The organism is Propionibacterium sp., assembly GCF_047719395.1.
GTDB lineage: Bacteria > Actinomycetota > Actinomycetes > Propionibacteriales > Propionibacteriaceae > Propionibacterium.
On sequence record NZ_JBDNTB010000077.1, the window covers coordinates 1 to 9,434 of the forward strand.

Annotated in this window: 5 protein-coding genes; all 5 read left to right on the forward strand. The window is 59.0% G+C overall.

The genetic code is table 11. From position 1 onward, the window contains the following. Positions 1 to 1,024: DNA methyltransferase (locus ABF648_RS11255; RefSeq protein ID WP_415632352.1), on the forward strand; the 1,024-nt coding region annotated here is incomplete at its 5' end. Positions 1,025 to 1,029: 5 nt separating this feature from the next. Next, positions 1,030 to 4,110, forward strand: coding sequence for a type III restriction-modification system endonuclease (locus tag ABF648_RS11260; protein ID WP_415632353.1), 3,081 nt, complete (start codon positions 1,030 to 1,032; stop codon positions 4,108 to 4,110). Between the two features lie 23 nt (positions 4,111 to 4,133). Further along, entirely contained in the window at positions 4,134 to 5,432 is a 1,299-nt protein-coding gene (locus tag ABF648_RS11265; protein WP_415632354.1) for a hypothetical protein, read from the forward strand. Then, a complete protein-coding gene (locus tag ABF648_RS11270; RefSeq protein ID WP_415632355.1) occupies positions 5,425 to 7,407 on the forward strand; it encodes an ATP-binding protein in 1,983 nt (660 codons plus the stop codon). The genes ABF648_RS11265 and ABF648_RS11270 overlap by 8 nt, the downstream gene beginning before the upstream one ends. Positions 7,408 to 7,499: 92 nt before the next feature. Continuing rightward, on the forward strand, positions 7,500 to 9,434 hold a 1,935-nt coding region (gene mobF / locus ABF648_RS11275), incomplete at its 3' end, for a MobF family relaxase (protein WP_415632356.1).

Here is a 9,434-nt window from a genome sequence, read left to right on the forward strand (position 1 = left end):
ACACGCCAGCCAGACTCAACCCCCCGCTACACCCCGGATCGCGAAGAGCCACATTACATGGCCAGGTAAGGGAGGACAAAAGTATGAAATACTGCATCCCACAACTCATCGCCCGGTCGCCTTCCCGAAGACTGGCTGGCGCTTCAAAGAGGATGAAATGTCTCGTCGTATCGAGGCCGGTAGGATCTGGTTCGGTCCCGATGAAACTACAATACCGCGCGGGATCATTTTTCTCGACGAGACAAGTGATCAAGTAGCACTTTCGGTCTTCGAACAAGACCGAAAGGCTTCAAGCACGGACATGCGGAACCTCATGGGAGAAATGGTCTTTGACAACCCTAAGGATCGGCGTGTTCTCGCTCGTTGGATTCGCCTAGTCACAGGTGGATCGAAGGATGCAGTCATTCTCGATTTCTTTGCGGGCTCTGGGTCCACAGGGCATGCGGTGATGGATCTGAACGCAATGGATGGAGGAACACGACAGTTTATTTTGGTCCAGCTCGCTGAAGAAGTCGACCACCCTCACTATGAGTCAATTGCCGCCATTGCGCGAGAGCGCCTTCGGCGAGCCGCAGATCAGGCTCGCACCGCCACGGCGCAGTGTGATGCTGAAGGTGACTTCGGGTTTAGATCATTGCATGTAGATACAACGAACATGACTGACACCTTGGCGCCAGCAGATGGCACAGAGCAGGCCACACTTTCCGATGCGGTCGCCAGTGTGAAACTTGAACGGAGTGATGAAGACCTACTCTTTCAGGTTCTCATCGACTGGGGGCTTGATCTCACGGAGACGATAGTGGTGGAAGAAATTGATGGTCGACGTGTGCTGTCGATTGCGGACGATGGTCTGGTCGCTTGTTTCTCCGACTCAGTGACTGAGACAGTGGTGAAGCTTATCGCTGAGCGGCATCCCCTTAGGGCAGTGTTCTTGGACTCGGGGTTTGCGACCGATGCTGCACGGATTAATGCCGAGCAGATCTTCCGCGAGATATCTCCCTCCACCGAAGTGAAGGCTATCTGATCGGGATGAAACTTCAGTTCAAGGTTCAGCAGTACCAGACGGACGCCGTTGATTCGGTTGTTGAGGTGTTTGAAGGCCAACCGAAGCATGACGGCATCTCCTATCGCGTCGATCCCGGAAGACCTCAAGCGGGCATGGCCCCGCTGTACTCGGATTCGGGCCTGCGCAACGCTGAGATCGCGTTAACTGATGCTCAGGTTTTGGGGAATGTGCACAAGGTGCAGCAGACGAGGAACCTGCCACTTTCAACCTCGCTGAAGGACAGTAAGGCTGCGCCACATGCTCCGAACCTCGACGTTGAGATGGAGACCGGTACGGGCAAGACCTACGTCTACATCAAGACAATCATGGAGCTTCACAAGCGATACGGCTGGTCGAAGTACATCGTCGTCGTGCCGTCGATCGCGATCCGCGAGGGTGTGAAGAAGTCCTTCGACGTTACTGCGGACCACTTCCAGCAGATGTATGGCACCAAGCCGCGATCCTTCGTATATAACTCATCGCAACTTCACGAGTTGGAGCGGTTCAGCTCGGACGCTGGCGTTCAAGTGATGATCATCAACATCCAGGCATTCAATGCGACGGGCAAAGACAATAGGCGTATCTACGACGTGCTGGACGACTTCCAGTCACGAAAGCCGATCGATGTGATCGCGGCGAACCGGCCGATCGTGATCATCGATGAGCCACAGAAGATCGGCGCGGAGAAGTCTCTCAAGGCGTTGTCGAACTTCAACGGGCTGATGATGCTGCGGTACTCCGCTACCCACAAGGTGGAACATACGAAGGTGCATCGCCTCGACGCACTGGACGCGTACAACCAGAAGCTGGTCAAGCAGATTGCCGTACGCGGCATCACTGTGAAGGGCTTGGCCGGGTCTACGGCGTACCTGTACCTGGAGGCGGTTGAGATCGCGAAGGGCGCGTTACCGCGCGCTCGGGTCGAGATCGAGGTCCAGACCAAGACGGGCATCAAGCGCCAGGTCAAGCGGGTGGGGAAAGGCACAAACCTCCACGATCTCTCCAACGGGCTGGAGGCCTATCGTCCCGACGGCAAGTCCCTCGTCGTTGTCGACATCGATGCGAACCGTGACGTGATCGAGCTGAGCAATGGGGACGTGATGTTCGCCGGTCAGCTCGCCGATCGCGACGTCACTGAGGACACCAAGCGTCGCATCCAGATCCGGGAGGTCATTCGCGCTCATCTGGACAAGGAGCGCGAGCTGTTCAGCCAGGGCATCAAGGTGCTGTCATTGTTCTTCATCGACGAGGTGGCGAAGTACCGTGACTACTCCCGCGAGGACACGCTCGGCGAGTACGCGCGCATGTTCGAGGAGGAGTACGCGCTGATCCGCGACGAGGTCCTTGCTGAGATAGCCCTCGACGAGGCGACCACCGCCTACCAGGCGTACCTGCGCCGCGACGAGATCCGAGGGATCCATCAGGGCTACTTCTCAATAGACAAAAAATCCAAGCACCAGGTCGACGGCAAGGTCTCCGGCCGGGGGGATGACAAGGGTCAGTCGACAGACATCGACGCCTACGACTTGATCCTCAAGGACAAGGAGCGACTGCTCTCGTTTGACGAGCCCGTGCGGTTTATCTTCTCCCACTCAGCGCTGCGCGAGGGGTGGGACAACCCGAACGTGTTCGTTATGGGGATGTTAAAGAAGAGTGACAACACGGTCTCCCGACGTCAGGAGGTCGGCCGTGGTCTTCGCTTGGCTGTTGACCAGCGTGGCGAGCGCATGGATGAGGCAACCGTTGGTGCTCGGGTCCACGACATCAACGAGCTGACTGTCGTCACCGACGAGTCCTACACGGACTTCGTTGACGGCCTCCAGAAGGAGATCTCGGAGTCCCTCGCTGCACGCCCGCGCAAGGCGAGCGTCAACTTCTTCAAGGGCAAGACGATCCAGACCACCGCGGGCGAGGCGGTCGTCGAGGAGCAACTGGCTAGGTCTCTCTACAACTACCTGGCGCGCAACGACTACATCGACGACGACGGCCACATCACACCCACCTACAAGGAGGCCAAGGCTGAAGGGACGCTTGCTGTTCCAACGTCTGAGGTCTTGTTGCCGGTGGTGGACTTCATCTGGCCGCTGGTCGACTCGTTGTACATTGACGTGCCGAAGCCCACCGATGACCGTAAGCCAAAGAAGGTTCCCCTCAACGAGGCGAACTTCGCGCGCAAGGAGTTCCAGAGCCTGTGGGGTCGGATCAACCACAAAGCGGTCTACCAGGTCGAGTTCGACTCAGACGAACTGATCCGCAAGGCCGTCGACCACATGGACAAGCACCTCAACGTCGCGTCCATGCAGTACGTCATCCAATCAGGCAAGCAGCGTGACGAGCTGGAGGCCGACGACCTGTCGAAGGGATCGGGATTCGCGGTGTCTACCACGGAGACCGTGACCGAGACGGTGACGGCTGGCTCTCAGGTGAAGTACGACCTTCTGGGTGAGATCGCCGAGAAGACGAAGCTGACCCGCCGGACGGTCGCTGCGATCCTCAAGGGCGTCCGACCGGATACGTTCGGGAAGTTCAGGCTGAACCCGGAACAGTTCATCACCGAAGCTGCGCGGCTAATCAGCGAGCAGAAGGCCACCGTCATCGTGGAACACCTCGCGTACGACGCTCTGGACGAGACGTTCGACTCGGCCATCTTCACGGAGAACCAGACTAAGCAAGACCTCACCCACGCTGGTGACAAGCTCACGAAGCACATCTACGACTACGTCGTGACCGACTCGAAGATCGAGCGTGCTTTCGTCAACGAGCTGGACACCAGCACCGAGGTCGCCGTCTACGCGAAGCTCCCGCGCGGGTTCTTCATCCCAACTCCGGTCGGGGACTACAACCCGGACTGGGCGATCGCGTTCAAAGAAGGCAGCGTCAAGCACGTCTACTTCGTCGCGGAGACCAAGGGCTCACTCTCAACCCTCCAGCTGAAGGGCGTCGAGGACGCAAAGATCGAGTGCGCCCGCAAGTTCTTCGCCTCCCTCAACAAGAAAAACGACGGCGACGTCACCTACGACGTCGTCACCGACTACACCGAGCTGATGCAGCTCGTGGGGGCATGATGGCCGACATTCGAATCAACGGGGTGGCACAGCAGCCTGTACCCGAATCGCAAGTGAACCGACTCAGCTCCGAACGCCTTCGCGCCATCGTTGAGTCCGCACATCTCAACTTCCTGATTGGGGCGGGCACATCCGTGCCCTACTTCGCGCCGCTGGGCAACATCGAGCAAGCGCTCACAGACCTCGCTGACACAGAAGGGCCCGACAGCGTGAAGTTGCTAGTCCGGGCATCGATCCAGGCCTACTTCTTCGAGAACGTTCTGGTCCCGAACATCGCGGTAATCGAGCGTGAAGCTTCCGCTGAGCCGGTCCTTCGTACGTACGCGACTTTTATGCGCACCCTGAACCGCATCCTACTCCGAAGGCACAGCACACTTCTGTCGAAGCAAGCCAACATCTTCACCACCAACGTCGACATGTTGTTCGAAGTGGCCATGGAAGAACTCGGCATCGATTGCTCCGACGGGTTCAGTGGCAAGATCAGGCCAAAATTTGATCTCGGCGACTTCAACACTCTCCGCTACAGGATGGGTAGCCGGTACGAGCATCGCTTTGAGGTACCGGTTTTCAACCTCATTAAGATCCACGGTTCGGCGTCATGGCTTCAACAGGAACGAGAGAACCGTAAGGCAGGTATCTACTTCGACCACGGCTTGACACTCGTCCGCAGGACCGCAGAGCTGCACGACGCTGCAAGACAACACCTGCTACCCGTTCTCGTCGACCCCCAGCCTGAAGGCCAGGGACCGACAATCCGATCAACCGCAGATCTCTTGGCCGACGCAAATCGAAGACTGAAAGACGCAAAACGTCCGAACACGCAAGTAGGGGTAGACGTGACAGTCCGCGCATTTTCAGATGCCTACGAAAAGCTCGGTATCGTTAACCCGGACAAGCGCAAGTTTGCTACGACCGTGCTCAACGAGACGTACTACGAGTTAATACGGCGGTTCTCTAACGAACTAGAGAAGGAGAATAGCGTCCTGTTCGTCCACGGATTCTCGTTCCGGGATGAGCATCTGCGCGACCTCGTGCTTCGAGCAGCACGAACGAACCCAACTCTGCAAGTGGTCGTGTTCTCGTACGCGCGCGAGGGTCTCAAGGAATACATGGCACTCCTCCCCGATGCTGAAGTCAAGAACGGCAATATCCAGTTTGTAATCCCGGAAGAGCCAGAAGGTGGACTGGAAGAACGTAAGATCAACCTGGCTGTTCTAGAATCCGACTACTTCGCGCCGATCGTTCGCGACAAGGTTCCCGTACCGGATCAGCGGATCGAGCTTGATATCCGGACGACAACTGCGGAGTCGTCCAATGAATGAAGAAGTCACCCTAGATCAAGAAGCGGTATTCCGAGTAGGCAGGGTCGTATCTGTCGACGGCCGACGTGTGCGAATCATAGTTGACAAGCTCAAAAACAGTTCCCATCTTCTGTATCGCGGCGGACTAGTACGAAACGTAGCAGTCGCAAGTTACGTGAAGATTGTCAAAGGCTTCGTCGAACTGATTGCCAAAGTCGATGGCGAGGTAGTGGAGGAGGATCGCGGGGCCAGCTCACGGTACAGCCGAGGTGTTGACCCCCTGTCCAGGCAACTTGACGTGAGCCTCATTGGCTACTTCGAAAACGGACACTTTGAGCGCGGTGTACGCGAGATGCCGCTCCTTGATAACGAATGCTTCATCCTCACCGAAGATGAGTTTCGACTCATCCACACTTTCGTCTCAGCAAGTGATGAGCCGCTCGAAATCGGCACATTGGCGATGGAGCCAAGCCAACCGGTGTCTGTTGGCATCGACGCAATATTTGCGAGTCACGTAGGAATATTCGGCAACACTGGTAGTGGTAAATCGTACACTCTAGCTAAACTATATTTTGAGCTATTCAAGAAGTACGGCACGACCGAGACATTCCGGCAGCGGTCGCAGTTCGTCCTGATCGACTTCAACGGCGAGTACGTCGACCGGACGGCAGTGGGTGATGACTATTCGACTGCCGTGATCGCCGGGGACGATGTCAAGCAGATCTACAACCTTTCGACTCACGATGACCGTGGGGACCTGTTACCCCTTCCAGAGTCCGCCGTTCACGACCCGGTATTCTGGACAGTGCTGCTTGATGCGACCGAGAAGACGCAGGCCCCGTTCATCTCTCGCGTACTCAAGAGCGATTACTGGGAGCAGCTACTTCCTGACCCTCAGGCACTGCTCGCTGTCATTGGCGACCTAGTTGGGCGCGCAACGAAGAGCAACGATGGCGCCTTGGATCGTCAGCTACCAGTCAACTTCCTCGAAGAGGTTGTGTCGTGTCTCGGCGACCAGGTGTCGCCTGAGCTTATTGCGCTAATTGATGAGATGCGGACAAGTCTCGGCTACTTTAGCCAAACTCACAACTTTTATTGGTATGCGGCAACGAGCAACCAACGCAAGTGGGCGACCGACGCAGATTGGTTCGACTTCATAAAAGGCAAGGTGAGCGCTGTCCAGCAAGACTTCTCGGGGGTAGGAGATATCGATCTCGTGCGCTTCAAGTTGGTGCTTCAGTACTACCGTGACGTGATCAGCGGGTTCGCCAACCGCGAGCATCTGGGACCGATGATGAAGCGCATGGATGAACGCGTGCCGAGCATCAAGCGGCTCATCAAGGTTTCCGATGACGCGTTTACACAGGTGCCTCTCACTGTCGTTTCGCTTCGCAACGTCAATCTTGCCATGCGAAAGGTCATACCAATGATCGTTTGCAAGCACCTCTATGACGCTAAGAAGCTGACGGACCCGCAGGGACAGCGATACTTGAACCTGATCATCGACGAAGCGCACAACATCCTCTCCACAGAGTCGGCGAGGGAGAGTGACGCGTGGCGCGACTACCGCCTAGAGACCTTCGAGGAGATCATCAAGGAAGGCCGAAAATTCGGGGTCTTTCTGACACTTGCGAGCCAGCGCCCGCACGACATCTCTGAGACGATAGTGTCGCAGTTGCACAACTATTTTCTCCACCGTCTGGTTAACAACTTAGATGTGCGAGCCATCGAGAAGGCGGTTGCATATCTCGATCGGGTCTCGTTCGAGTCGCTTCCAATCTTGCCCACTGGGACCTGCGTCTTGGCGGGAGTCTCGGCTCAAGTCCCAGTCGTCGTGCGTATCGGGGGCCTCCCGCCTGAAGCAGCTCCCAATAGTCGCACTATGTCAGTGACAACCAATTGGCGATCGCCTCTCACGACTAACTCAGGTAACGATGAGCCGCCTGACGATAAGGACTTGGTCGATGCCGACTGGCCGTCTGATCCGCCGTTCTGATCGACGATGTAGGGCCGCCACGCCTCTTGCAGATCGAGGTTCGGTGGCCCCGGTAGCTCACCTTCTTCCTGATGGAGGGAAGGTGAGTGGGCGTGACGGTGTCGATGCGGGTGATGTCGGCCGGGAACGGCTACAAGTACCTCCTGCGCACCGTCGCGGCCGGGGATGGGGACCGGTCGCTGTCGACGCCGTTGACCCGTTACTACAACGTGGAGGGCACTCCTCCTGGCCGGTGGATGGGCAGCGGTCTCCCAGCGCTCGGGACCGGTCAGATCGCGTTCGGAGACGAGGTCAGTGAAGCTCAGCTCCAGCTCCTGGTGGGGATGGGCCGTGACCCAGTGACGGGTGCGCCGCTGGGCCGCGCCTATCCGGTCTACAAGACCATTGCGCAACGCGTCGAAGAGCGCACCGCAACCCTTGACTCGCACCTTGATCCGGCAGCACGTGCCCGTGCAATCACTGCAATCGAGGCCGAGGAGGCCGGGCGCGGGACGCGGCGGGCGGTTGCAGGGTTCGACTTCACGTTCTCGATCCCCAAGTCCGCCAGTGTGCTGTGGGCTGTCGCGGATGCTGGCACGCAATCCCTGATCGCCCAAGCGCACCATGACGCGGTTGCGGACATGATCGCCTTCATGGAGCGTGAGGTTGCAGCCACTCGCACAGGCGCAAACGCTGGCGACGGTGCTGTTGCCCAGGTCGATGTTCGCGGTGTCATCGCCACGGCCTACGACCACTACGATTCTCGTGCTGGTGACCCGCACCTGCATACGCACGTGGTGATCAGTAACAAGGTTCAGACTGTCCTGGACGGGAAGTGGAGATCCTTGGACGGACGGCCGTTGCACGCGGCCACTGTGGCTCTCTCGGAGCTGCACGAGGCAGTCTTTGCCGATCATCTGACGCGGATGCTCGGCGTGGAGTGGGAGTCGCGGGCTCGCGGCCGGGACCGCAACCCTGCGTGGGCGATTGCCGACGTTCCCGAAGAGCTGGTGGCGGAGTTCTCAACCCGTGCACGCCACATTGACGAGGCAACCGATCGGCTGATCGACAAGTACGTGGCCGAGCGCGGGCGGCGCCCGTCGGCGGCGACGATCATGAAGCTGCGCGCCCAAGCAACGCTCTCAACACGTCCCGAGAAGACGGTGCACTCCCTGGCCGATCTCACCGCAAGCTGGCGCAACCGGGCCGCCACTGTGCTGGGTGAGGATGCAACCGGGTGGGCACGCCGGGTTGCAGCCAACGAGGCGCCGCTGTTGCTACGGGCCGACGACATCCCGCTCGACATTGTCCGCAACCTCGGTGAGAGCGTCGTCGCTGCGGTCGGTGAGAAGCGCTCAACGTGGCGGCGTTGGAATCTCACGGCCGAAGCAGCCCGCCAGACCATGGACTACCGGTTCTCCACCATCCAAGACCGCGAAGCCGTCGTCGGCCTGATCGTGGATGCTGCGGAGGCGGTGTCGCTGCGATTGACCCCGTTTGAGCTGGCCTCCACCCCCGCCACGTTTCGTCGCCCAGATGCCACCTCGGTCTTCCGTCCGAAGAACTCCACCATCTATTCCTCCCACCAGCTTCTTGATGCTGAGGACCGGCTCCTTACGCGTAGCCTCGACACGAACGGGCCGACGGTCAGCCTGGGGACGATGGAACGCATCGCACGGCGTCCGGACTCTGACGGACGGGTTCTGGGTGCGGACCAGGCGGAGGCCCTCGTGCGGATCGCGGTTTCTGGCCGCGTCATGGACGTGCTGGTCGGCCCCGCAGGCGCTGGAAAGACCACCGCGATGAATGCCCTGCGCCGAGCCTGGGAGGACGAACACGGAGCGGGCTCCGTCGTCGGGCTGGCGCCGTCCGCGTGTGCCGCTCAGGTGCTGTCGGAGGATTTGGGGATCGCGACGGAGAACACGGCGAAATGGTGGCAGACCCACCAGACCACCGGCGCGACATTCCGCGCCGGGCCACACAGGAGAGTGGGCGACGCCCCGCCGGGAGGCCCGCCGTGCCCGGACAGCCGCACCCCCCACCCCGCG

Excerpts from the sequence above, each read along its gene's own strand:
- ABF648_RS11260 (WP_415632353.1), top strand. The coding sequence starts at position 1,030 with ATGAAACTTCAGTTCAAGGTTCAGCAGTACCAGACGGACGCCGTTGAT.
- ABF648_RS11270 (WP_415632355.1), top strand. The coding sequence starts at position 5,425 with ATGAATGAAGAAGTCACCCTAGATCAAGAAGCGGTATTCCGAGTAGGC.